Annotated in this window: 24 protein-coding genes and 1 tRNA gene; 16 read left to right on the forward strand and 9 right to left on the reverse strand. The window is 63.7% G+C overall.

Annotated elements, in window-relative coordinates; translation table 11 throughout:
- Positions 1 to 7 precede the first annotated feature (7 nt).
- From WD767_05425 to WD767_05440, 4 genes are all read right to left on the reverse strand, one after another.
- Complete coding sequence (locus WD767_05425; protein ID MEX2615516.1) at positions 8 to 1,000, reverse strand: 2-dehydropantoate 2-reductase; 993 nt, start codon at positions 998 to 1,000, stop codon at positions 8 to 10.
- A gap of 144 nt (positions 1,001 to 1,144) precedes the next feature.
- The gene (locus WD767_05430) at positions 1,145 to 2,647 is read right to left on the reverse strand and encodes a tripartite tricarboxylate transporter permease (GenBank protein MEX2615517.1); all 1,503 of its coding nucleotides are present in this window, start codon (positions 2,645 to 2,647) and stop codon (positions 1,145 to 1,147) included.
- Between the two features lie 24 nt (positions 2,648 to 2,671).
- On the reverse strand, positions 2,672 to 3,145 hold the full coding sequence (locus tag WD767_05435) for a tripartite tricarboxylate transporter TctB family protein (protein MEX2615518.1): 474 nt from the start codon (positions 3,143 to 3,145) through the stop codon (positions 2,672 to 2,674).
- A gap of 43 nt (positions 3,146 to 3,188) precedes the next feature.
- On the reverse strand, positions 3,189 to 4,199 hold the full coding sequence (locus tag WD767_05440) for a tripartite tricarboxylate transporter substrate-binding protein (protein ID MEX2615519.1): 1,011 nt from the start codon (positions 4,197 to 4,199) through the stop codon (positions 3,189 to 3,191).
- A gap of 312 nt (positions 4,200 to 4,511) precedes the next feature.
- On the opposite strand from WD767_05440, the gene WD767_05445 reads away from it, so the two are divergent.
- A tRNA-Sec gene (locus WD767_05445) sits at positions 4,512 to 4,607 on the forward strand.
- A gap of 2 nt (positions 4,608 to 4,609) precedes the next feature.
- Here WD767_05445 and WD767_05450 read toward each other — a convergent pair.
- Positions 4,610 to 5,518 carry a LysR substrate-binding domain-containing protein gene (locus WD767_05450; protein MEX2615520.1) on the reverse strand — a complete coding sequence of 303 codons (909 nt, stop codon included), beginning with the start codon at positions 5,516 to 5,518 and terminating at the stop codon, positions 4,610 to 4,612.
- A 140-nt stretch (positions 5,519 to 5,658) separates the two neighbouring features.
- On the opposite strand from WD767_05450, the gene WD767_05455 reads away from it, so the two are divergent.
- The 3 genes from WD767_05455 to WD767_05465 are packed head-to-tail and all read left to right on the forward strand — an operon-like array spanning position 5,659 to position 7,363.
- A complete protein-coding gene (locus WD767_05455; protein MEX2615521.1) occupies positions 5,659 to 6,786 on the forward strand; it encodes a hypothetical protein in 1,128 nt (375 codons plus the stop codon).
- A gap of 19 nt (positions 6,787 to 6,805) precedes the next feature.
- Entirely contained in the window at positions 6,806 to 7,111 is a 306-nt protein-coding gene (locus tag WD767_05460; protein MEX2615522.1) for a hypothetical protein, read from the forward strand.
- 21 nt (positions 7,112 to 7,132) lie between these two features.
- Entirely contained in the window at positions 7,133 to 7,363 is a 231-nt protein-coding gene (locus WD767_05465) for a hypothetical protein (GenBank protein MEX2615523.1), read from the forward strand.
- Positions 7,364 to 7,591: 228 nt separating this feature from the next.
- On the opposite strand, the gene fliG is transcribed toward WD767_05465, so the two are convergent.
- Positions 7,592 to 8,605, reverse strand: coding sequence for a flagellar motor switch protein FliG (fliG, locus tag WD767_05470; protein ID MEX2615524.1), 1,014 nt, complete (start codon positions 8,603 to 8,605; stop codon positions 7,592 to 7,594).
- A 596-nt stretch (positions 8,606 to 9,201) separates the two neighbouring features.
- On the opposite strand from fliG, the gene urtA reads away from it, so the two are divergent.
- The 12 genes from urtA to ureG all read left to right on the forward strand — a co-directional run bounded on the left by urtA (position 9,202) and on the right by ureG (position 19,931).
- Positions 9,202 to 10,497: an urea ABC transporter substrate-binding protein gene (gene urtA / locus WD767_05475; protein MEX2615525.1), complete on the forward strand. Its 1,296-nt coding sequence runs from the start codon at positions 9,202 to 9,204 to the stop codon at positions 10,495 to 10,497.
- Between the two features lie 132 nt (positions 10,498 to 10,629).
- A complete protein-coding gene (urtB, locus tag WD767_05480) occupies positions 10,630 to 12,288 on the forward strand; it encodes an urea ABC transporter permease subunit UrtB (protein MEX2615526.1) in 1,659 nt (552 codons plus the stop codon).
- On the forward strand, positions 12,288 to 13,424 hold the full coding sequence (urtC, locus tag WD767_05485; protein ID MEX2615527.1) for an urea ABC transporter permease subunit UrtC: 1,137 nt from the start codon (positions 12,288 to 12,290) through the stop codon (positions 13,422 to 13,424). The genes urtB and urtC overlap by 1 nt, the downstream gene beginning before the upstream one ends.
- Complete coding sequence (gene urtD, locus WD767_05490) at positions 13,421 to 14,185, forward strand: urea ABC transporter ATP-binding protein UrtD (protein MEX2615528.1); 765 nt, start codon at positions 13,421 to 13,423, stop codon at positions 14,183 to 14,185. Before urtC ends, urtD begins: the two co-directional genes overlap by 4 nt.
- Positions 14,186 to 14,188: 3 nt before the next feature.
- A complete protein-coding gene (urtE, locus tag WD767_05495) occupies positions 14,189 to 14,884 on the forward strand; it encodes an urea ABC transporter ATP-binding subunit UrtE (GenBank protein MEX2615529.1) in 696 nt (231 codons plus the stop codon).
- Positions 14,859 to 15,713, forward strand: coding sequence for an urease accessory protein UreD (locus tag WD767_05500; protein ID MEX2615530.1), 855 nt, complete (start codon positions 14,859 to 14,861; stop codon positions 15,711 to 15,713). Before urtE ends, WD767_05500 begins: the two co-directional genes overlap by 26 nt.
- 21 nt (positions 15,714 to 15,734) lie before the next feature.
- Positions 15,735 to 16,037 (forward strand): urease subunit gamma, encoded by a 303-nt coding sequence (locus WD767_05505; GenBank protein ID MEX2615531.1) that lies wholly within the window; start codon positions 15,735 to 15,737, stop codon positions 16,035 to 16,037.
- A gap of 12 nt (positions 16,038 to 16,049) precedes the next feature.
- A complete protein-coding gene (locus WD767_05510) occupies positions 16,050 to 16,361 on the forward strand; it encodes an urease subunit beta (GenBank protein ID MEX2615532.1) in 312 nt (103 codons plus the stop codon).
- A 4-nt stretch (positions 16,362 to 16,365) separates the two neighbouring features.
- Positions 16,366 to 18,075: an urease subunit alpha gene (ureC, locus tag WD767_05515; GenBank protein ID MEX2615533.1), complete on the forward strand. Its 1,710-nt coding sequence runs from the start codon at positions 16,366 to 16,368 to the stop codon at positions 18,073 to 18,075.
- A gap of 2 nt (positions 18,076 to 18,077) precedes the next feature.
- The gene (locus WD767_05520) at positions 18,078 to 18,620 is read left to right on the forward strand and encodes an urease accessory protein UreE (GenBank protein ID MEX2615534.1); all 543 of its coding nucleotides are present in this window, start codon (positions 18,078 to 18,080) and stop codon (positions 18,618 to 18,620) included.
- Positions 18,523 to 19,311, forward strand: a complete 789-nt coding sequence (locus tag WD767_05525; protein ID MEX2615535.1) for an urease accessory protein UreF — start codon at positions 18,523 to 18,525, stop codon at positions 19,309 to 19,311. The genes WD767_05520 and WD767_05525 overlap by 98 nt, the downstream gene beginning before the upstream one ends.
- Positions 19,308 to 19,931 (forward strand): urease accessory protein UreG, encoded by a 624-nt coding sequence (ureG, locus tag WD767_05530; GenBank protein MEX2615536.1) that lies wholly within the window; start codon positions 19,308 to 19,310, stop codon positions 19,929 to 19,931. Before WD767_05525 ends, ureG begins: the two co-directional genes overlap by 4 nt.
- Before the next feature lie 218 nt (positions 19,932 to 20,149).
- Here ureG and WD767_05535 read toward each other — a convergent pair whose 3' ends face one another.
- The 3 genes from WD767_05535 to WD767_05545 all read right to left on the reverse strand — a co-directional run bounded on the left by WD767_05535 (position 20,150) and on the right by WD767_05545 (position 21,405).
- Positions 20,150 to 20,380 (reverse strand): DUF6429 family protein, encoded by a 231-nt coding sequence (locus WD767_05535; protein ID MEX2615537.1) that lies wholly within the window; start codon positions 20,378 to 20,380, stop codon positions 20,150 to 20,152.
- Between the two features lie 195 nt (positions 20,381 to 20,575).
- Positions 20,576 to 21,106 (reverse strand): GNAT family N-acetyltransferase, encoded by a 531-nt coding sequence (locus WD767_05540; protein MEX2615538.1) that lies wholly within the window; start codon positions 21,104 to 21,106, stop codon positions 20,576 to 20,578.
- Entirely contained in the window at positions 21,094 to 21,405 is a 312-nt protein-coding gene (locus WD767_05545) for a DUF1778 domain-containing protein (GenBank protein MEX2615539.1), read from the reverse strand. Before WD767_05545 ends, WD767_05540 begins: the two co-directional genes overlap by 13 nt.
- Positions 21,406 to 21,715 lie beyond the last annotated feature (310 nt).

Here is a 21,715-nt window from a genome sequence, read left to right on the forward strand (position 1 = left end):
CCGCCGGTCAGGCCGGTTTCGGGTACAGCCCCTTGTCCTGCGCCTGCAGTACGGCGAGCGCCGTAATCGTATCGAGGCAGGGCGTGTCCAGGCCGGCGACGCGGGCAAACTGCATCGGTATCAGCAGTATGGCGTCCAGTTCCATCGGACGGCCGAGATCGTAGTCCTGGCGGATCGACGGGGTATGGTCCGGCGAATTCTCGATGAATGTGTCCGGATTGAACGTCCCGCTGAGATCGACGCCGTGGGCGCCGGCGATGGATTTGGCCTCCTCGGCCAGACGACGGAAAACCTCGCCGATGGCCGGTTGCTTGCGCACGACGCTGACCTGGTGACCGGTGAGCAGCGACAGGATCGAACCGGTCATGTTGAGCATCAGCTTCGACCATAGTTCGAACCGCAGGTCCGGCACCACCGGCGACCCGATCCTTGCCCCTTCCAGCACGCCGCGCAATTCGGCCAGCCGGTCGGTCTGGCGGTTGTCGACTTCGCCGAGCAGCAGGGCGTTGCGCTTCGGATTCGTGTGGACGATGACGCCCGGCTCGACCATTTCGTTCGGCGAATTGATGACCGCGCCGATGATCCGTTCGCGCGCCACCGCCTTGTGCAGCGCGCCGCCGGGGTCCAGGCTGCCGAGGTCGGGCGGCGTCAGCCGATCGCCGGGCAGGCCCATATCGTACCACCAGGGAATCCCGTTCTGGGCGAAAATGACCGGCGTGTCCGGCCCCAGCAGGGGACCGATTCCGGCCGCGAGGCTGCCCAGCGAATTCGCCTTCAGGGTCGATATCACGACATCCTGGGCGCCCAGGTCGGCCGGGTTGTCCGATGCCCGCACCGGGCCGCTGAGGACGTCGTCGCCGCTGCGCAGCACGACGTCGTTCTTTTTGATCTTTTCGAGGTTCGCGCCGCGCGCCACGGCGGAGACGTCATGACCGGCCGCGGCCAGTTTGGCGGCATAATGCCCGCCGACGGCGCCCATGCCGAAAATGCAGATTTTCATGGTTCGGTTGCTCCTGTCGCGTTTGCTGAACTTGTTGAGTGCTGCATACGCCACCGGTCGGGTGTCATCGGGAGGTAATGTGCCTCAGAACGCGGCTTTGCCATTCCGGGCGGACAGTATGGCGGAATACTTCCTTGTGACAAATTACGCGTCGCCGCGGCGCTCCCGACGCAGCCGGCGCAGCCAGACGAAGAACGGAAACAGGACGGCGGCCAACGCGAACGCCAGGATCGTGGCGCTGATCGGCCGGGTCACGAATATATCCAGTTCGCCCAGCGACATCTGCAACGATTGCCGCATCGCTCTTTCAAGCATCGGTCCAAGCACCAGCGCAAGGACCAGCGGCGCGGGCGGATAGCCGTACAGGCGCATGACGAAACCAATACCGCCGAAGACGATCGTCACGCCCACGTTGAAGAGACTGTTCTCCACGCTGTAGACGCCGAACAGTGCAATGCCGATGATGATGGGAATCAGAATGCTGTAGGGAACCCGAAGGATACTGGCGAACATCGGGGCCAGCGGCAGGTTCAGGATCAGCAACATCACGTTGCCGATATACATGCTGGCGACAAGCCCCCAGAACACGTCGGGATGGGTGCTCATCAGCAGCGGTCCGGGCTGCATGCCGTATAATGTAAGCGCACCCAGCATTACCGCGGTCGTGCCGGACCCGGGAATGCCGAGCGCCATCAGGGGGATCAGCGCGCCGGTGGATGCCGCGTTGTTCGCGGATTCCGGCGCGGCGACGCCTTCTATGACGCCGGTACCGAACTTCTCGGGCCGTTTGGAAACCCGCTTTTCGGTAGCATAGGCAAGGAACGAGGAGATTGTAGCGCCCGCGCCCGGCAGCATGCCCACGAAGAAACCGATAGCCGTGCCGCGGGTAATAGCGCCGCTTGAATCGCGCCAGTCCTGCCGCGTGGGGAGCAACCCGCTTAATTTCGCCTTGATCGGCTTTGAACGGATCGGACGATAAATATTGAAGAGAAGTTCGCCCACGGCGAAAAGCCCGACGGCGACCGGGAGAAAATCAAGCCCGTCCAGAAGGTTTACGTTGTCGAAGGTAAAACGGGGGGCGCCGATCATAAGGTCGATGCCGATCGTACCGAGAGTCAGTCCGACGACCGCCATGAGCAGGCCCTTGATCATGGACCCGCCTGTCAGGCTCGCGAGCGTCGTAAGTCCGAGCAGCATGAGTGCAAAATACTCCGGTGGACCGAAGGTGATTGCAAACTCGGCAAGGGGCGGCGCCGCAATCATCAGCAGAACCACGCCTACGGTGCCGGCAATGAACGAACCGATCGCGGCCATCCCAAGGGCTGCACCGGCGCGTCCTTTCAGCGCCATCTGATACCCGTCCAGTGTGGTCATCACCGACGCCGATTCACCGGGCGTGTTGATCAGGACGGACGTTATGGTGCCCCCGTACATTGCGCCGTAATAGATGCCGGCCAGCATGATCATTGCGGTGACAGGTGGCATGCCGAACGTCACCGGCAGCAGCACCGCAACGCCGGCAGACGGGCCGATTCCGGGCAGGGCGCCGATCAGGGTGCCCAAAAAAACGCCGGCGAAGGCGAACATCAGGTTGGTCGGCGTAAACGCAATAGAAAAGCCGAGAAACAGATCGTTAAACAAATCCATGGCGAATTCCAGCTTCCCGGTGGTTTAAAAGCCCAGGGGGCCGCTCGGCACAGGCACGTCCAGAAACAGGACGAATACCAGATAAACGAAGCAGACCGTGGCCGCGCTTGTTCCGATTGCCGCGGTGTAGGACAGCCGTTGTACGCCGAGCGTAAGGAATAACAGAAAGAAGAAGAGTGCTATCGCGAGACCGACCCAGGGCACGAGGATCAGGAATCCGACAAGGCCGACCAGAGCCAACGCCACGCGCAACAGGCCATGCGGTTCAAGCGCATCCGGATTTTCCCCTTCATCCGCCGGCTGTGGTTTCCGCGCGCTGGTCAACGCAACGCCCACCATCAGTGCGGTAAGGATCAGGCCGATGACGCTGAGCCATATCGGCGCGAAGCCGGGCCCGGGCGCGAACTCGGTACCGTACTGGAAGCTGCTTGCCTCCCAAATGACGGCACTGAATCCGAGCCCGAGCAGGAGGCCGGCAATGACGTCGGCGCGAGTCATGAACGTATGCCCGCGCCGCGCGCCCTGTGCTGTGACATTTTGCCTACTGCTTCTTGGCGATGCCGAGTTCCGTGAGAATCTCGGTATAATACTGGTGCTGATTGGCGATATACTTTTCGGCATCCTCGCCGATCCGCAACAGCGGGCGCAGACCATTATCGTCCATGTATTTTTTGAAACCTTCGGATTTGAACAGGCCGACCATGACATTCTGCCAGAACAGCGATTGCTGGTCTGTCAGACCCGCCGGAAGGATCGCGCCGCGATGCTGTTCCAGCGTTACATCGTAACCCTGTTCGCGGGCCGTCGGCACATCGGGCCAGTTCTCCAGCCGTTCCGGTGACAGCATGGCCAGCGGCCGCAGCCTTCCGGCGGCAACCAACTGCGCGGCCTCGCTGGGATTCGGGCCTGCCATGTCGACGCTGCCGCCCAGCAGGGCCGCGTTCGCTTCGCCGCCGCTGTTGAATACGATATAGTTGAGCTGAATTCCCGCGGCCTTTTCCAGGCGATTTTCGATGATATTGTCGGATGAACCGACGCTGCTGCCGCCGATGCGGATGCCGTTCGGTTTCTGCTTCGCCGCTTCAACGAGATCCTTCAGCGTCTTGTAGGGAGACTCGGTGCGCACGACAGCCACGTAATCCTCGACGCACAGGACAGCGACGTTGATGAAATCCTTGTAACTGACCGGCGAATGTCCCTGGATGGGAGTCGTGAGGTAGGAACTAGTCGCGGTCGCAATGACATGCGGATCGCCCTTCTTGGTATTCACATACGAATAAGCGACCGCGCCGCTGCCGCCCGGTTTGTTGACGACATTGATCGGTACATCGACCAGACCTTCCTTTGCCAAGATGCTGGCCATGGTGCGGGCGAACAGATCGCTGCCGCCGCCAGGCGCTGCCTGGACGACAAATTCCACGGCGCGATCAGGCTTCCAGGTCGACTTGGGCAAGTCCGGAATGGCATTGCCGCTTTGCGCGAAGGTTGCAGTCACCGGTAAAGCGGCGATTGCAACGGTTGCGAATACGAAACGAAGAACCGGCTTGAGCATCTCAGTTACTCCCCCAAGTATCATGCTGCGTTCAGACTGCAGGCTTCTAAAAGCTGTCCATCCTGCCGTTAATACGGGAAGACTGCCCCGGTTTCGGGCATCGTGTCAATCGAAGTCAAACGGAACCAGAAAGTGTCTGGTATAAGCGTCGACCTCGGGCGCGCTCCGGGTGCCGATGGGGCGGCAGGGAACACCTACGGCAGGTATTTCAGCAAAAACCGGGCGGCTTTTTTCCGGAGACGGGGCGCCTTTGTGGTTGGCAAGCGATTTTGCCGCGTGACTGTTTCGATATAACGCAATAAAACCAGCGGTGGAGGAGCATCGTTCCCCGGTGGGGCGCTCGGTCTTCAAAACCGTTGAGGGGCGTTCAACGTGCCTGGTGGGTTCGACTCCCACGCTCTTCCGCCAATTCATTTTCCCGCGAAGGCGGGCCGCAGCAGGTCCAGGAATCCCTGCGCGGCCGGCGACAGGGCGCGGTCCCGGCTGGTCAGCAGGCCCACCCGCCGGGTGATTCCGGGCTCGGCCAGCGGCGCGGCGCCCAGCGCCGGGTCGTCCGCCGCCGGGGCCGCGCCGGCCGGGACGATGGCGACTCCCAGCCCCTCGCGGATGAAACGGTACAGCGTCGCGAACTGGTTGACCGTGATATCATAGGCGGTGGACACCTCGGCCGCGACCGCGGCGGTATCGATTATCCGCCGAATGCCCGCCTCCGGGGTCAGCGATATCACCGTTTCGCCGCGCAACTGCGCCATGGCGATGCTTTTCCGACCGGACAACCGGTGATTCCGGGGCATGACGACGGTAAAGGTTTCGCTGCGCAGCAACTCCCCGGCGACAGCGCCGTGCAGGGTATCGACATCGCCGATGCCGAAATCCGCGATTCCGGTCCGGACGTCCTCATGCACCAGCGCCTGGACGTTTTCGCGCAGCTGGATCTGGATGGCGGGATAGCGTGTCCGGTAGGCGGCGATGACCGGCGGCAGCACGCTGTAGGCGACCGACATCAGCGATGCGACGATCAACTGGCCGCGCTGCCGCCCCGCCAGGTCCTGCATGTTGCGGATGCCCAGGGTCAGGTCGCCGAGCAGGCGTTCGGCGACGGGGACGAATTCCCGCCCCGCGGCCGTCAGCGCCACATGGCGGGTCGTGCGGGCGAACAGGTCGACCCCCAGCGCCGCCTCGACCTGTTTGATCGTCCGCGTCAGCGCGGGTTGCGATATGTCCAGATGGCTGGCCGCCGCCACGAAACTGCCGAACTGCGCCAGGGTGGTGACGGCGCGCAACTGGCGGGTGCCGAGTTCCGGGGGGCCTGAGTCCATGTGACGGCTCCGATGGAAATTAAGATTAATAACAATTATGGAATAATAATCGTTATACATAAAGTATTGATAATAAGATATCCCGTGACGCATACTGCGCCCTCGGATTTTACCAGACCAACCGGCCGGGGATGGAAGTCATGAGCAGCGATGCGGCAGTCACCACACAGGCGTTTCCGTCGAACGGGCGCGTCGCCGACGATACCGACCTGGTTGAATGGTATTATGCGCAGGGTTTTTCCGACGGGTTTCCCGTCGTGCCGCCGACGCCGGACAAGGTCGAGGCGATGCTGGAAGCGCTGGGCGGCGATCCCGACTACCTGGAATGCCGGGTGCCGCCGCGCTGGGGCGGGCTGACCCGGCAGGTGCTGGCGGTCAATATGGTGATGGCCGGCTGCCTGCCGTCCTATGCGCCGGTGGTGCGCGCGGCGATGCTGGCGCTGACTTCGCAGGCGTTCAACCTGCACGGGGTGCAGGCGACGACCCATATGGCGGCGCCGCTGCTGGTGGTGAACGGCCCGATCCGCAATGCAATCGGCATGAATTCGGGCCATAACGTCTTCGGTTCGGGCAACCGCGCCAATGCGACCATCGGCCGGGCGATCCGAATGATCCTGCTGAATGCCGGCGGCGGTTGGCCGGGTGAACTGGACAAGAGCACCCTGGGTCATCCCGGCAAATACACTTACTGCATCGCCGAGAACGAGGAGGTAGGCTGCATCGCGCCCTATCACGTCGACAAGGGGTTCGAGGAAACGGATTCAACCGTCTTCGTGATGCCGGCGGAACCGCCGCACAGTGTCACCAACCATGTCGCCAACGATCCCGAGGGCATCCTCGACAGCATCGTTTCGGCGATGAGCACCATCGCGCACAACAACGCGGTCAGTTCCGGCCATTGCGCCGTCGTGCTGGGACCGGAACATGCCCGGGTGATGGCGAAATACGAATGGAAACGCCACGATATCCGGCATTATCTGTGGTACCAGGCGCATAACAAATTCGGCGATGTCGCGTTCCAGCACCGCTACGGCAAGGTCTATAACCGGAGCCTGCCGAAATGGTACAGCCGCCGCGATGGCGACCGGATTCCGGTGGTGCCGACGCCGGATCACATCCATCTCTTCTGCGCCGGCGGCGAAGCCGGGCGGTTTTCCGCCTTCATTCCCGGCTGGGGCCATATGGCCAGCCCGGTGCTGCGTGAAATCAACGGCAAGTCGCCGCCGGGCGGCGGACCGCAATGCGTTGACGGAACCTGTTACCTGTAACGATCAGACGGGAGATACCATGCCACTCGATACCCCCAACAGCGGTATTGCCGTGTTCGACCCGCGCGGCGTGGTCGAGGCGGAGGCGATTCCGATCGGCCGCCGCCACAATACCCTGGCCGGCTTGCGGCTCGGCGTGCTGAGCAATCGCAAATGGAACGGCAACAAACTGCTGCGCGCGACCGTGAAGGCGCTGGAAGCCGATACGGAATTCGCCAGCGTCACCTTCTACGAGAAGGAAAGCTTCTCGAAGAACGCCGACCCGCACCTGCTCGGGGAGATCATAGCGGACAGCGATATTGTGCTGACCGCCATCGGCGACTGAGGCTCCTGTACGTCGTGCTGTATGCATGACGCCATCAGCCTCGAAGGCCAGGACCGGGCGACCGCGGTGGTCGTGACGACCGAATTCAAACATGAAGCCGAAGTCCAGCGCGCCGCGCTGGGCATGGAGGGTCTCGTGCCGGTCGTGATCCAGCATCCGCTCAGCACCCTGTCGGATGAGGAAATCTCGGACCGCGGCGCGGATGCGGCGGCGCAGGCGGTCCGGATCTGGCTGGGACAGGCCGCCGGTTGACGCAGACCCTCCTGGTTCTGGCGGCGGCCGTTGCGGTCCTTGCCTTTGCCTTCTGGCGGGCCGGCAGCCGAAGGAAGACGGCGTCATACGATGGGTGCCCTATACGGGCATCCATTTCGCCGCGATGCTCGCCATTTTCCTGGCGCTGGCGCATCCGGTGACGCTGTGGACGGGGGCGCCGCTGATCGGGCGGTTCTCGCGGTAACGCGGGCGGCAGGGATCAGTAGATCAGTAGACGAGTTCGTCTTCGTCGTTGCTCTCGCTGAGGATGAGTTCGCCCTGTTCGGCAAGCTGTTTGGCGGCATTGACGATCTCCAGCTGAGCCTCGTCGACATCCGACAGCCGGACCGGGCCCATCGCGGCCATGTCCTCGCGCATGATCTTGGCCGCACGCTCCGACATGTTGGAGAAGAACAGGTCCTTGAGCGAATCCGATGCGCCCTTCAGGGCGATGCCCAGCTTGTCCTTGTCGACGGCGCGCAACAGCGTCTGAACGCCGCCCGGGTCGAGCCGCGCCAGATCCTCGAAGGTAAACATCAGCGCCTTGATCTTCTCCGCCGAATCCCGGTTGCGCTCCTCCAGCAGGGTCATGAAGCGGTTCTCCGTCGGCCGGTCCAGGCTGTTGAAGATTTCCGCCATCATCTCATGACTGTCCGCCTGCGAGGTCGCGGACAGGTTGGCCATGAATTCGTTGCGCAGGGTGCGTTCGATATCGTCGATGACTTCGCGCTGCACCGATTCCATGCGCAGCATCCGCATGACGACTTCCATGGCGAAGGATTCCGGCAATGCGCCCAGCACGCGCGACGCATGCTCATGGCGGATCTTCGTCAGCACCACTGCGACGGTTTGCGGGTATTCGTTCTTCAGGTAGTTGGCCAGGACGGATTCGTTCACATTGCCCAGCTTGTCCCACATCGTGCGGCCGGCGGGGCCGCGGATTTCCTCCATGATGCCCTTGACCTTGTCTTCAGGCAGGATCGAGGTCAGCAGCCGTTCGGTGCTGTCATAGGAGCCGTGCAGCGATCCCGTGGAGGACAGGCTCTCGGTGAACTCGACGAAGATCTGTTCGACCGTATTGGATTCAATGGTGCCGAGCGTGACCATGGCCTGGCTGAGGTCGCGGATTTCCTCGCTGTCGAGCCGCTCCAGCAGCGGACCGGCGCGTTCCTCGCCCAGGGCAAGCATCATGACAGCGGCTTTTTCCGGACCGCTCAGGCTTCTGTTTGTACTGCGCGCCATGCCAAACCTCTGACTCTAGCCGCCTTTTAGTCTAGTCGACGTATATTACTATAATCGTAATTCAACATGAATGCACGAATAACAGTAATGGTAAATAAACTTGCCGCTTTTTTTGCTGTGCGGATCGGATGTTGACGGCGCCGCATCAGTCGAACATGACAACTTTCCGTGGTTCCCGGCGGACGGGTCCCGGAAACGGCCGCAGGACGCACCGGCGATCCGGGCCGAAAAAATCGGACGACCGAATGTAATTCCGGTCATCTTCGATTACCGCAACGATCGATTGTAGGTGTCTTCGGCCGCTTGATTGTATAAAAAGCAGGCAAAAAACTTTAATGGTTAAAAACTATGCAATTTTTATTTGCTATTTCAATCAATGCTTTACGTTCCCGTTTGGCGCAGCACATAAAATGTGCGGTGGCGCACATGTCTGTTTTTTAGGCAGACATGAAGGTTTTGAGGATTGCCAAATCAATTTTGGTCATAAAATAGTATTTGTAAACAATACGTTACTTTAAAATTTGAACCGGGCCCGTTGCTTGGCACGAGCGTTGCTACCCTGTGCTCCGTGAATATAACCTTTGGAGGATTAAGCAATGGGGAAAATCAGCCGGTATATCAAGGGAGCCACAATTGCGGGCGCCCTGGCCGGAGTAACGCTTGCGGCGCCCGCGCAGGCGCAGGACACGATCAAGGTTGGCGTCCTGCACTCGCTTTCGGGAACCATGGCGATCAGTGAAACGACCCTGAAGGACACCGTCCTGATGCTCGTCGACGACCTCAACAAGAATGGCGGGCTGCTCGGCAAGAAGGTCGAGGCGGTTGTCGTCGATCCCGCATCCAACTGGCCGCTGTTCGCCGAGAAGGCGCGCGAACTGATCGAAAAGGAGAAGGTCCAGGCGGTTTTCGGCTGCTGGACATCCGTGTCCCGCAAATCCGTGCTGCCGGTGTTCGAGGAACTGAACAGCATGCTGTTTTATCCGGTGCAGTATGAAGGCGAGGAAAGTTCGCGCAACGTGTTCTATACCGGCGCGGCGCCGAACCAGCAGGCCATCCCGGCCGTGGAATACCTGATGGGCGAGGAAGGCGGCGCCGCCAAGCGCTGGGTCCTGCTCGGCACGGATTACGTCTACCCGCGCACGACCAACAAGATCCTGCGGGCATTCCTGCATTCCAAGGGCGTCAGCGATGACGACATCATGGAAAACTACACCCCGTTCGGTCATTCCGACTGGCAGACCATCGTCGCCGATGTGAAGAAATTCGCGTCCGCCGGCAAGAAGACCGCCGTCGTATCGACTATCAATGGCGATGCCAACGTGCCGTTCTACAAGGAACTGGGCAACCAGGGCATCAAGGCCGAGGATATCCCGGTCGTCGCCTTCTCGGTCGGTGAGGAAGAACTCGCCGGTCTCGACACGGGCCCGCTGGTCGGCCATCTCGCCGCCTGGAACTACTTCATGAGCGTCGAAGGCGAAGCCAATTCGGCCTTCATCAAGAAATGGCACGCCTTCATCAAGGATCCGAAGCGCGTGACCAACGATCCGATGGAAGCGACCTATATCGGCTTCCAGATGTGGGTGCAGGCGGTCAAGCAGGCCGGCACCACCGATGTGGATGCGGTTCGCCAGGCCATGTACGGCCAGACGGTCCCCAACCTGACCGGCGGCGTCGCGGTGATGAACACCAACCACCACCTGTCCAAGCCGGTGCTGATCGGCGAGATCCAGGACAATGGCCAATTCGATACGGTCTGGAAGACCGATGGCGAAGTCATTGGCGACGCCTGGTCGGATTTCATTCCGGAAAGCGCGAAACTGACCGCCGACTGGACCTATCCCTGGGTCTGCGGCAACTGCGAGAAGCCGAAATACGGCATGATGATGCAGTAGGGCTGATCCGTCATCATCCGCCGGGTCACGACAAGGCCCGTGACCCGGCGGACGATACGGCGCTGTTTGAAGTACTTTCCCGTACCGAGTTCTGACTTCCTCATCCACGGAAGCAATCCTGGCGGCATAAAAATGATCACGTACCTTGGGAGGCTCAGGATATGCCTTGTCCTGTCGATGCTCCTTTCCGGATTTGGCGGGTTGCCGGCGCTGGCGGCCGATGAGGCGACGCTGGAAAAGACTGTCGCCGGGCTGGCGGCGAATGGCTTCGACGACAAGATATCCGCGATCGAGGCGCTGGGCGCCAGCGGCGACAAGCGCGCCGGACCGGTCCTGGAGGCAATGGTCGAGGGTAATCTCTATACCGTCAAATCCGATAATTCCGTCGTCATTGGCGAGCGCAAGGGCAATGTCTATATCCTGCGGGCGCCGCTGACGCTGGCGCCGGTGGCCGAAGTGTCGTCGCAGGACATTACCAAAATCCGGGTCAACAACCGGCTGCGCGGCATCATCCGCGGCGCGCTTGGCGGGCTGGTGCTGATGAGCGACGACCCTGCGGCCCGGCGGCGGGCGGCTGACGATGTCTTCAAGGCGCGGACCATGGAAATGGGGCCAATGCTCGACAAGGCCCTGGCGCGGGAAAGCGACGCCACTGTCCGGACCGCGATGGAACGGGCGCTCGCGGCGGTCAACCTGACCCATGCCACGGATTCCGCCGTGCGGATCGACGCGGTGAAAACGCTGGCGCTGGACGCCGGTCCCGATACGCGCGCGCTGTTGAGCCAGATTGCCGCCGTCGATGGCGACGGCAAACCGGTCGAGGCCGACGCGGCGGTTCGCGAGGCTGTCGTGGAAGCGCTGGACGAACTCGAAAGCCGGCTCGCCTTCCTGCATGGCGTCGAGGGCATCTTCCAGGGAATCAGCCTCGGTTCGGTGCTGCTGCTGGCGGCCGTCGGGCTGGCGATCACGTTCGGCGTCATGGGGGTCATCAACATGGCGCATGGCGAACTGGTCATGCTCGGCGCCTATACGACCTTCGCGGTGCAGGAAGTCTTCCGCAACAGTTTCCCTGGCCTGTTCGACTATTCGCTGCTCGTCGCAATTCCCGCCGCCTTCCTGGTGTCGGCGCTGGCGGGGGTTGGAATCGAACGCGGCGTCATCCGCTATCTCTATGGCCGGCCGCTGGAAACCCTGCTCGCCACATGGGGGATCAGCCTGGTCCTGCAACAGACGGTGCGGACGATTTTCGGTCCGACCAACCGCGAGGTCGGCAATCCGTCATGGATGAGCGGCTCGCTCGAAATCACCAACGGGCTGCTGCTGACCTATAACCGGATATGGATCATCGTCTTCAGCCTGCTGGTGCTGGGGCTTATCGCCCTGCTGCTCAAGCGCACGACCTTCGGGCTGCGTATCCGCGCGGTGACGCAGAACCGCGAGATGGCTGCCTCCATGGGCATCCGCACCGGCATGACCGACGCCATGACCTTCGGGCTTGGCTCCGGCATCGCGGGCATGGCCGGGGTGGCGCTCAGCCAGATCGACAATGTCAGCCCCAACCTGGGGCAGGCTTACATCATCGACTCCTTCATGGTCGTTGTCTTCGGCGGTGTCGGGAACCTTTGGGGCACGCTGGTCGGCGCCTTCACGCTGGGCATCGTCAACAAGCTGCTCGAACCCGAAGTGGGCGCGGTGCTGGCCAAGATCCTGGTGCTGGTCGCCATCATCCTCTTCATCCAGAAACGACCGCGCGGGCTGTTCGCGCTGCGTGGCCGGGCGATTGAATCATGATGCGCAACGATACGCCATTCGGCTTTATCCGCGGCGATCGCGGCGGACAGATCATGCTGGCCCTGCTTGTCGTCGCCGCCGTCGCGGTGCCGTTGCTGAACACCATGACCGATCCAGGGTCGGCGGTGCATGTGCCGACTTATATCGTCAGCCTGCTCGGCAAATACATGACCTTCGCGCTGCTGGCGCTCAGCGTCGACCTGATCTGGGGCTATTGCGGCATTCTCAGCCTCGGCCATGGCGCGTTCTTCGCGCTGGGCGGTTATGCCATGGGCATGCACATGATGCGGGAAATCGGCGACCGGGGAAATTACGGCAACGCGGAACTGCCGGATTTCATGGTCTTCCTGAACTGGAAGGAGCTGCCCTGGTACTGGTACGGCTTCGACAGTTTCGCCTTCGCCGCGATCATGGCGATGGTGGTGCCGGGTCTGCTGGCGCTGCTGTTCGGCTGGTTTGCCTTCCGTTCCCGGGTGACCGGCGTGTACCTCTCGATCATCACCCAGGCGATGACCTATGCGCTGCTGCTGGCGTTCTTCCGCAACGACATGGGATTCGGCGGCAATAACGGGCTGACCGACTTCAAGGACGTGCTCGGCTTCGACCTGCAGGCGGACAGCACGCGGCTGTGGCTGTTCGTCATGTCGGCGATGGCGGTCGCCGGCGCCTACCTGATCTGCCGTTTCATCATCTGTTCGCGCACCGGGCGCGTGCTGGTTGCGATCCGCGATGCGGAAAGCCGGGTCCGCTTCCTCGGCTACAGGGTCGAATACTACAAGCTGTTCGTCTTTACCGTGTCGGCGATGCTGGCGGGGGTCGCAGGCGCGCTCTACGTGCCCCAGGTCGGGATCATCAACCCCAGCGAATTTTCCCCGGCCAATTCGATTGAGATCGTCATCTGGGTCGCGGTCGGCGGGCGCGGCTCGCTGTATGGCGCGGTGCTTGGCGCGATCCTGATCAATTATGCCCGGACCTATTTCACCGGCGCGCTGCCCGAACTGTGGCTGTTCATGCTGGGCGGCATCTTCATTCTCTCGACGCTGTTCCTGCCGAAGGGGCTGGTGGGCGCGTTGCCCAGCTTCAAACTGCCGGGCCGCGTCGCGCGGGATTCCCGCATCGAGGAGAAAACGGCATGAATCCTGTCGCGGATATTTCCCGATCCGATACCGTCCTCTACCTGGACGGCGTGTCGGTCAGCTTCGACGGGTTCAAGGCGCTGAACAGCCTCAGCTTCTATGTCGATACCGGCGAATTGCGCGCCATCATCGGCCCGAACGGCGCGGGCAAGACGACGATGATGGATGTGGTCACCGGCAAGACCCGGCCCGATGAGGGGCAGGTGTTTTTCCGCGGCAATATCGACCTGACCCGGATGGACGAAGCCAGGATCGCCAATCTGGGGATCGGCCGGAAGTTCCAGAAGCCGACCGTCTTTGAACGCCAGAGCGTCTTCGATAACCTGGAACTGGCGCTGGCGGGCAATCGCAGGGTGCTGGCCTCGCTGCTGTTCAGGCTGAACGGCGAACAGCGCGACCGGATCGACGCGGTGCTGGAAACCATCATGCTGATCGAACAGCGGGACATGATCGCGGGGAACCTGTCGCACGGCCAGAAGCAATGGCTCGAAATCGGCATGCTGCTGATGCAGGAACCGGAACTGCTGCTGGTCGACGAACCGGCCGCCGGCATGACCGACGCGGAAACCGAGCAGACGGCGATCCTGCTGCAGAATATCGCCGGCGACCGGTCGGTCGTCGTGGTCGAGCACGACATGGAATTCGTGCGCGCGCTGGACTGCCGGGTTACGGTGCTGCATGAAGGGACGGTGCTGGCCGAAGGCTCGCTGGCCAGCGTGCAGAAGGATGAACGGGTTGTCGAAGTGTATCTGGGGCGCTGAGCGATGTTGCAGGTAACCGGGCTGGATCTCTTCTACGGCGCCAGCCAGGCGCTGCGCAGTGTCGACCTGACGGCGGAAAAGGGCGCTGTCACCTGCGTCATGGGTCGCAACGGCGTCGGCAAGACCAGCCTGCTGCGCGCCATCGCCGGGCAGCAGGGCGTCGCCGGCGGGTCGATGGTCTGGGAGGAATCCGACGTGACGACGCTGGCGCCCTATGACCGCGCCGCCCGTGGCATCGCCTATGTGCCGCAGGGCCGGGAAATCTTCCCGCTGCTGACGGTCGAGGAAAACCTGGAAACCGGCTATGCCGCCGTGCCGCGCGCCCTGCGCCACGTCCCCGACGATATCTACCAGCTGTTCCCGGTGCTGCGCGACATGCTGGGCCGCCGTGGCGGGGACCTGTCCGGCGGCCAGCAGCAGCAGCTTGCCATCGCGCGGGCGCTGGTGACCCGGCCGCGCCTGTTGCTGCTGGACGAGCCGACCGAAGGCATCCAGCCGTCGATCATCAAGGATATCGAACGCATCATCCGCCTTCTCGCCGATCAGGGCGAAATGGCCATCGTGCTGGTCGAGCAGTATTTCGAATTCGCGCGCGATCTCGCCGACGCCTTCGTCGTCATGGATCGTGGCGAGGTCGTGCTGTCGGGCAGGAAGGACGACATGGTGGAAGCGGATGTCCGTCGCTACCTTACGGTCTGATCCCGTCAACCTGTCGCATGGCGCGGCGCGGATCGCCTTCCGCCATGACGGTCGCGTGACGCGCCTTGCCGATCTTTACCACCATGACCCGCTGCGGGTCGTCTTTCCGAACCCGGCGCCGGGGGAGCCGCCACTGGCGGTGCTGGTGACCACGTCGGGCGGGCTGGTCGGCGGCGACCGGCTGGATGTGGACGTAACGCTGGAAGCGGACGCGCTGGCGATGGTGCTCGGCCAGGCGGCGGAGAAGGTTTACCGCTCCGCCGGGACGGATTGCCGGATCGAGGTCGCGCTGCGCGCGGATGCGGGGTCCTGGCTGGAATACCTGCCGCAGGAAACCATCCTGTTCGAGGGCACGCGGATGCGCCGGCGGACGCGGATCGATACCGTAACGGGCGCGCGGGTGCTGGCCGGGGAAATGCTGGTCTTCGGCCGGATCGCGCGCGGCGAAACCGTCACCGGCGGGCTGGTCCGCGACGTCTGGGAAATCCGCCGCGACGGCAGGCTGGTCTGGGCCGATGCGCTGCACATGCAAACCCCGCTGGCGGCGGTGCTGGCGCATCCGGCCGGGTTCGACGGTGCAATCGCCTGCGCGACGGTGGTATACGCCGGCGATGACGCCGCCGAACGGCTCGAATTCGCCCGCGCGGCGCTGGGCGCGGAAGGCGACAGCCTGCGCGGCGGCGCGACGCTGGTGAACGGGGTATTGATTATGCGCTGGCTGGGCCGGGATGCGTTCACATTGCGCCGCGCATTCGGTAATTTCTGGTCAGCCTTCCGGCAGGAAACGGCGGGACTGCCCGCCGCCCTGCCGCGCCTCTGGCATATGTAACCGATAGGGGAGGATGAAGCCGTGCATCTGACGCCACGAGAAAAGGACAAGCTGCTGGTCGCGACCGCCGCGATGGTCGCGCGCCGCCGGCTGGAACGCGGGGTCAAGCTGAACTACCCCGAAGCCATCGCGCTGATCAGCGATTTCGTGGTCGAGGGCGCGCGCGACGGCCGCTCCGTCGCAGAACTGATGCAGGCGGGCGGCACCGTGCTGACCCGCGACCAGGTGATGGACGGCATCGCCGAGATGATCCACGACATCCAGGTCGAGGCGACCTTCCCCGACGGGACCAAGCTGGTCACCGTCCATGACCCGATCCGCTGAGAAAGGCCTGACATGATCCCCGGAGAAATCATCACCGCCGTTGGCGAGATCGAACTGAACGCGGGCCGCCCGGTCACCACCCTGAAAGTAGCCAATACCGGCGACCGGCCGGTGCAGGTCGGCTCGCACTACCATTTCTTCGAAGTCAACGGCGCGCTGGAATTCGACCGGGCCGCGGCGCGCGGCCAGCGGCTCGATATCCCGGCGGGCACGGCGGTGCGGTTCGAGCCGGGCCAGACGCGTGAGGTGTCGCTGATCCCCTATGGCGGCGACCGGATCGTATACGGGTTCAACGCCGCCGTTCAGGGCAGGCTGGAAGGATAGGACGATGCCATACAGGATCGAACGCGGCGCCTATGCCGCCATGTACGGGCCGACCATCGGCGACAGGGTTCGGCTGGCCGATACGGACCTGATCATCGAGGTCGAGGAAGACCGCACCATTTACGGCGAGGAAGTGAAGTTCGGCGGCGGCAAGGTGATCCGCGACGGCATGGGCCAGTCGCAGGTCAGCCGGGCGGGCGGCGCCGTCGATACGGTCATCACCAACGCGCTGATCCTCGACCACTGGGGCGTCATCAAGGCCGATATCGGCATCCGCGACGGCCGCATCGTCGGTATCGGCAAGGCGGGCAACCCGGATACGCAGCCGGGCGTGGACATCGTCATCGGCCCCGGCACCGAAGCCATCGCCGGGGAAGGGCGCATCGTCACCGCCGGCGGGATCGACGCGCATATCCACTGGATCTGCCCGCAACTGGTCGACGACGCGCTCTATTCCGGCATTACCACGATGCTGGGCGGCGGCACCGGCCCGGCGGACGGCACCAACGCCACCACCTGCACCCCCGGCCCCTGGCATATGGGGCGGATGATGCAGGCGGCGGAGGGGCTGCCGGTCAATATCGGTTTCTTCGGCAAGGGCAATGCCTCGCGGCCGGAAGCGCTGGTCGAACAGGTCAATGCGGGCGCCTGCGGGCTGAAGCTGCACGAGGACTGGGGCACCACCCCGGCGGCCATCGATACCTGCCTGTCGGTGGCCGAGGACATGGACGTCCAGGTCGCGATCCATACCGACACGCTGAACGAATCCGGCTTCGTGGAAAACACCACCGCCGCCTTCAAGGGGCGCAGCATCCATGCCTTCCACACCGAGGGCGCGGGCGGCGGCCATGCGCCGGACATCATCAAGCTGTGCGGAGAAGCCAATGTGCTGCCGTCCAGCACCAATCCGACGCGGCCGTTCACGATCAACACGGTGGACGAACATCTCGACATGCTGATGGTCTGCCATCATCTCGATGCGCGGATTCCCGAGGACGTGTCCTTCGCCGAAAGCCGCATCCGGCGCGAAACCATCGCGGCGGAGGACATCCTGCACGATCTCGGCGCGTTCTCGATTATCGCCTCGGACAGCCAGGCGATGGGCCGGGTCGGCGAGGTGATCATGCGCACCTGGCAGACCGCCGACAAGATGAAGAAGCAGCGCGGCCGGCTGCCGGGCGAGAAGGGCGACAACGACAACCTGCGCGCCCGGCGCTATATCGCGAAATACACGATCAATCCGGCGCTGACCCACGGCATGGCCGATCATGTGGGGTCGGTCGCGGTCGGCAGGCTGGCCGACCTGGTGCTGTGGAAGCCGATGTTCTTCGGCGTGAAGCCCGACCTGGTGCTGAAATGCGGCTCCATCGCCGCCGCCGCGATGGGCGACCCGAACGCCTCGATCCCGACGCCGCAGCCGGTGCATTACCGCCCGATGTTCGCCAGCTTCGGCCGCGCGATGACGCAAAGCTCGGCGACCTTCCTGTCCGCCGCGGCCGTCGCCAACGGCACGGCGGAGATGCTCGGCCTGCAGAAGATGATCCTGCCGGTGCACGGCATTCGCGGCATCGCCAAGAAGGACATGGTGCTGAACGACTATACGCCGACGATGGAGGTCGACCCGGAAACCTACGAGGTGCGGGCCGATGGGGTATCGCTGGTCTGCGAGCCGGCGACGGAACTCGCCATGGCCCAGCGCTACTTCCTGTTCTGACCATGCGCCGGGCGGTCGAAAAACTGGCGGCGGGGCAGTGGTCGCGGGACGACGCGGTGGCGAGTGTCACGCTGGATTTCGACGACCGCTACCGCCGCCGCATCCGCCTGACCGACGATGCCGGCGCGCCCTTCCTGCTCGACTTGGCGGATGCGACGCGGCTGGACGACGGCGACGGGCTGCGGATCGAGGGTGGCGGCATCATCGCGGTGCGCGCCGCCGACGAACCGGTCGCCGACGCCCGCGGCGACACCCCGGCGCAGACGGCGCGCATCGCCTGGCATCTCGGCAACCGGCACACGCCGATCCAGGTGCTGCCCGACGGGCGGGTGCGGATCCGGCGCGACCATGTGCTGGTCGCCATGCTGCGCGGCATCGGCGCGACGGTGACGGAACGGGACGGGCCCTTCACGCCCGAACCCGGCGCCTATGAATCCCCCGGCGGGCATGGCCATCACGACCACGACCACGATCACGCCGATGACCATGACCACGATCACGATCATGGCCATTCCCACAGCCACGATCACCCCCATGACCGCTGACGGCGCGCTCGGCGAATCCGGCCTGTACCGGCTGATGACCTGGCTGTCGCCGGGCTTCCCGGTCGGTGCGTTCGGCTATTCCCACGGCGTCGAATACGCCATCGAAGCCGGGCTCGTCGCCGACGGCGCGGGGCTGCGGCGCTGGATCGAGGGCATCGTCGGCCATGGCGCGGGACGCATCGATGCCGACCTGTTCCGCGACACCTGGCGGGCGGTCGCCGGCGCGGGCGATCTGGCGCCGACCGTCGAACGGGCGAACGCCACGCGCGGCAGCCGGGAGATGGCGCTGGAAAGCACGGCGCAGGGCACGGCCTTCCTCGACACGGTGCTGGGCACGGCGGCGGATCCCGCCGTGCTGGACGCCATGCGGCACCTGTCCGCCATCGACCGCAGGCCGGCCTACGCGGTGGCCGTCGCGGTCGCGGCGGCGTCGATCCGCGTGCCGCTGCGCCCGGCGCTGACCGCCTTCCTGCACGCGCTGGCGGCGAACCTGGTTTCGGCGGCGGTGCGGATCGTGCCGCTGGGGCAGAGCGACGGGCAGCGCGCGCTGGCCGGTCTGGAGCCCGCCATCATTGCCGCCGTTGCGGCATCGCTTTCCCGCGACCCGGACGATTTCGGCGCCGCCGCGCCGATGGTCGACTGGTGTTCCATGCAACACGAAACCCAATATACGAGGTTGTTCCGATCATGAAATCACCCCTCCGCATCGGCGTCGGCGGTCCCGTCGGCACCGGCAAGACCGCGCTGCTGGACCGGCTGTGCAAGCGCCTGCGCGATACCTACGACATCGCCGCGATCACCAATGACATCTACACAAGGGAAGACGCGGAATTCCTCACCCGCTCCGGCGCGCTCGCGCCCGACCGGATCATGGGGGTGGAAACCGGCGGCTGCCCGCACACGGCGATCCGCGAGGACGCCTCGGCCAACCTCGCCGCCGTCCGCGACATGTGGGAACGCTTCCCGGCGCTGGAGGCGATCTTCATCGAGTCCGGCGGCGACAACCTGGCCGCCACCTTCTCGCCCGAACTGGCCGATATCACGATCTATGTCATCGACGTGTCGGCCGGCGACAAGATCCCGCGCAAGGGCGGCCCGGGCATCACCCGCTCCGACCTGCTGGTCATCAACAAGACCGACCTCGCCCCGCTGGTCGGCGCCGACCTTGGCGTGATGGAACGGGATTCGAAAAGAATGCGCGGCGACCGCCCCTTCCTGTTCGCCAACCTGAAGGACAACCAGGGCGTGGAGGAAATCGCCCGGTTCATCGTGGAAAAGGGCGGGCTGGATGCGGGGGCGGCGGCGGAGTAGGAGGTTCGTCTCTGTGTTTGACGGTGGCGAGGCGGCAAGGGCAGCCACCTCCTCACCTCGATCCTCTCCTCCTGAAGGAAGAGAGGAAGGGCGGGGGGCCGACGCCGCGATATGCTCCCAAGAAGATTATGCCCCTTCTCCTCCAGGGAGGAGAAGGTCGGGATGAGGAGGGACGGCGGGACGCTTGAAAAGTGAGCGCCAATCGCAGTCCAGCCCATTCACGGTGTCCGCGTGAACAGCGCGCGGAACAGGTCCTCGGCGCGTTGCCGCCCCGCTTCGGTGCGCAGAACCGACTTCGCCTTCCCGGCCGGATTGCCGATCATGCCCTTGCGGTGCAGGCGGTCCAGCGCGTCCCAGTCGAACCCCTTCCACGCGCGATTGCCGTCATGCAGGGTCAGCCACAGCAACGCCAGTATCGCCTCGTCGATCTTGTCGGTGTCGATGTCCATGGGACAATCCTGCCATGCGGAAAGTGATATCGCAGCGGCTTTCCTTGGCGCCGCGTTCCGAATCCAGGTTGCGCCATCGCACCGAAACTCAATGCCCAGCCTTGATCTCCGTTCAGTGCCACGCACAAAAAAAGACCTGACCCCGGATATTGGTGACCCCGGATATTGGCTTCTCCCATCGTTCACTCCCCTAACCTAACTGAAGGCTGCGACCACGGTTTCGATGGACAGGAACAGCGTCCGGCTGTCCTCGGGATATTCGATGAACTCCGCGCAGTGCAGATAGAAGCGCTTCGCCGCATCGTCCCTGGCATGGATCAGAACCGCACCGATGCCGATGCTCTGCGACGCCATCGCGATCCGGCGCAGCGCATCCGAAAGCAGGTCCGCGCCGAGCCCCTTGCCCGCATGGTCGCGGCTGACCGCCAGTCTCCCGATCACCGATACCGGGATCGTGTCGGGCGCATTGCGCCGCATTCTGCCGGGCGCCGCCGCACGGTCCACCGCGCCGGCCGAGATGCAGAAATAGGCGACGACCCGATTGCCCGCGCATACGACGTAGGTGCGCGAAAACCGGCTTTCATTCTTCAGGGCCCGAAGGCGCAACCAGTCGTTCAGCACGGGGTCGCCGCAGTCGAAAACGGAAAGGTCATGCTCGGCCGTGAGGGGGGCGGGGTCCGACAGGCGCGGTTCGCGACGATCCGGTGCGTCGTCTATTTCCGCCATGCCGGGGTCCGGCGCAGCAGCGACCTGAGCTTCGGTCCCGGCGCGGGCGGATTGTCGAGCGCTTGCAGGAACGCGTCGTAGCGCCCGGAATCGAGCACGAACAGCCGTTGATCCAGCAGCACATCGACCGCCTGCCGCCGGGCGCTCTCGACCATGAACTCCGTGCGCGTCTTGCCCAGAACCGCCGCTGCATCGTCGATGAGCTGGCGGGTGCCGGTCTCGATCCGCAGGTTGATGCTGCCCTTCGCCCCAGTCGCGGAGCGGGTGGTTTCGGGTGTGGCATCGTGAGTCTTGATCATACCGAAAGTATGAATTAATGTATATACAATGTCAATACAATTTGGGCAGTGGAGAACCGGCGTTGCCCCTCAACCCCCCATCACCTCCCGCACCCCCGCCACAATCCGGTTGCGCTCCGGAAACACGTGATCCTCGAGCCCTGGGCTGTAGGGGATCGGGATCTGTAGGGCGCAGGCGCGTTTCGGTGGGGCCTTGAATCTGATACAGTCGTACGGACGTGTTCACAGGGTGTCTTCCGTCCTTGCGCACAAAAAAAGACCTGAGCTACCCCGGGTTTGACGGACACCTTAGAAAGGGGACACTCCCCGA

The sequence above is a fragment of the Alphaproteobacteria bacterium genome (genome assembly GCA_040905865.1).
Taxonomy (GTDB): domain Bacteria; phylum Pseudomonadota; class Alphaproteobacteria; order UBA8366.

Coding starts and splice junctions, on each gene's coding strand:
- WD767_05425 (MEX2615516.1), bottom strand. CDS start 1,000: ATGAAAATCTGCATTTTCGGCATGGGCGCCGTCGGCGGGCATTATGCC.
- WD767_05430 (MEX2615517.1), bottom strand. CDS start 2,647: ATGGATTTGTTTAACGATCTGTTTCTCGGCTTTTCTATTGCGTTTACG.
- WD767_05435 (MEX2615518.1), bottom strand. CDS start 3,145: ATGACTCGCGCCGACGTCATTGCCGGCCTCCTGCTCGGGCTCGGATTC.
- WD767_05440 (MEX2615519.1), bottom strand. CDS start 4,199: ATGCTCAAGCCGGTTCTTCGTTTCGTATTCGCAACCGTTGCAATCGCC.
- WD767_05450 (MEX2615520.1), bottom strand. CDS start 5,518: ATGGACTCAGGCCCCCCGGAACTCGGCACCCGCCAGTTGCGCGCCGTC.
- WD767_05455 (MEX2615521.1), top strand. CDS start 5,659: ATGAGCAGCGATGCGGCAGTCACCACACAGGCGTTTCCGTCGAACGGG.
- WD767_05460 (MEX2615522.1), top strand. CDS start 6,806: ATGCCACTCGATACCCCCAACAGCGGTATTGCCGTGTTCGACCCGCGC.
- WD767_05465 (MEX2615523.1), top strand. CDS start 7,133: ATGCATGACGCCATCAGCCTCGAAGGCCAGGACCGGGCGACCGCGGTG.
- fliG (MEX2615524.1), bottom strand. CDS start 8,605: ATGGCGCGCAGTACAAACAGAAGCCTGAGCGGTCCGGAAAAAGCCGCT.
- urtA (MEX2615525.1), top strand. CDS start 9,202: ATGGGGAAAATCAGCCGGTATATCAAGGGAGCCACAATTGCGGGCGCC.
- urtB (MEX2615526.1), top strand. CDS start 10,630: ATGATCACGTACCTTGGGAGGCTCAGGATATGCCTTGTCCTGTCGATG.
- urtC (MEX2615527.1), top strand. CDS start 12,288: ATGCGCAACGATACGCCATTCGGCTTTATCCGCGGCGATCGCGGCGGA.
- urtD (MEX2615528.1), top strand. CDS start 13,421: ATGAATCCTGTCGCGGATATTTCCCGATCCGATACCGTCCTCTACCTG.
- urtE (MEX2615529.1), top strand. CDS start 14,189: ATGTTGCAGGTAACCGGGCTGGATCTCTTCTACGGCGCCAGCCAGGCG.
- WD767_05500 (MEX2615530.1), top strand. CDS start 14,859: ATGTCCGTCGCTACCTTACGGTCTGATCCCGTCAACCTGTCGCATGGC.
- WD767_05510 (MEX2615532.1), top strand. CDS start 16,050: ATGATCCCCGGAGAAATCATCACCGCCGTTGGCGAGATCGAACTGAAC.
- ureC (MEX2615533.1), top strand. CDS start 16,366: ATGCCATACAGGATCGAACGCGGCGCCTATGCCGCCATGTACGGGCCG.
- WD767_05520 (MEX2615534.1), top strand. CDS start 18,078: ATGCGCCGGGCGGTCGAAAAACTGGCGGCGGGGCAGTGGTCGCGGGAC.
- WD767_05525 (MEX2615535.1), top strand. CDS start 18,523: ATGGCCATCACGACCACGACCACGATCACGCCGATGACCATGACCACG.
- ureG (MEX2615536.1), top strand. CDS start 19,308: ATGAAATCACCCCTCCGCATCGGCGTCGGCGGTCCCGTCGGCACCGGC.
- WD767_05535 (MEX2615537.1), bottom strand. CDS start 20,380: ATGGACATCGACACCGACAAGATCGACGAGGCGATACTGGCGTTGCTG.
- WD767_05540 (MEX2615538.1), bottom strand. CDS start 21,106: ATGGCGGAAATAGACGACGCACCGGATCGTCGCGAACCGCGCCTGTCG.
- WD767_05545 (MEX2615539.1), bottom strand. CDS start 21,405: ATGATCAAGACTCACGATGCCACACCCGAAACCACCCGCTCCGCGACT.